Annotated in this window: 1 protein-coding gene and 1 pseudogene; one reads left to right on the top strand and one right to left on the bottom strand. The window is 56.0% G+C overall.

What is annotated here, in order from left to right; translation table 11 throughout:
- On the top strand, nt 1-107 hold a 107-nt coding region (locus DVK06_RS19725), incomplete at its 5' end, for a magnesium transporter (protein WP_342764967.1).
- Nucleotides 108-165: 58 nt separating this feature from the next.
- Here DVK06_RS19725 and DVK06_RS16950 read toward each other — a convergent pair.
- Nucleotides 166-497 (bottom strand): annotated as a pseudogene (locus DVK06_RS16950) (hypothetical protein).
- Between the last annotated feature and the right edge of the window lie 96 nt (nt 498-593).

The raw sequence follows: 593 nt of genomic DNA, 5'->3' as shown, positions 1-593 counted from the left end.
GGCTCGGGTACGATCCGGCAACGTCGGCGACTATCTTCATTACGACCGCAACTGACGTCCTCGGATTCTTCATATTCCTCGGACTGGCGCAGGTCGTACTCCTCTGAACTGACTCTTAGGGATACTAGTCCGTACCGGTGGTCTAGCACATCGCGAGCTGATTCGCTATCGATGTATCAGTCCCAGTAGCCGGCTTCGAACATCATCGGCGGAGTCGTACGTTTGGTTATCAGTTGGGGCAAGCACTTTTTCAAGGGATTCTGTACCGCCTTGTGTTTCGATCTCGTAGTCTCCGTAGGCCTCAACCAGTTCATCGGTCGTGGTCGGGTAGTTCTGGGTTGCGAGTGCATCATCGAGGTCACCAAGCCGCCACCGGGGTCGCCGCTCATCGCTCTGTCTTCGTGGGCGCGGTCACGGACCTCCTCTCGCTTCCGCTCTGGCTGTTGCGGCTGTTCGTTGTCTTCGTCCTCGTCTTGGCCTCGTTTGTCGTCTGGCATCCCTACGAGTAGGCGCCCGATTCGGATAAATTGCTCTTTGAGGACGTTGCATTAGCACCTGAATGTAGGTAAACCTCGCCAACTGTCAATGCGGAG

It is taken from the genome of Halorubrum sp. Atlit-28R, from assembly GCF_003665955.1.
Classification (GTDB): domain Archaea; phylum Halobacteriota; class Halobacteria; order Halobacteriales; family Haloferacaceae; genus Halorubrum; species Halorubrum tropicale.
This window is presented reverse-complemented; position numbering and strand designations above follow the sequence as displayed.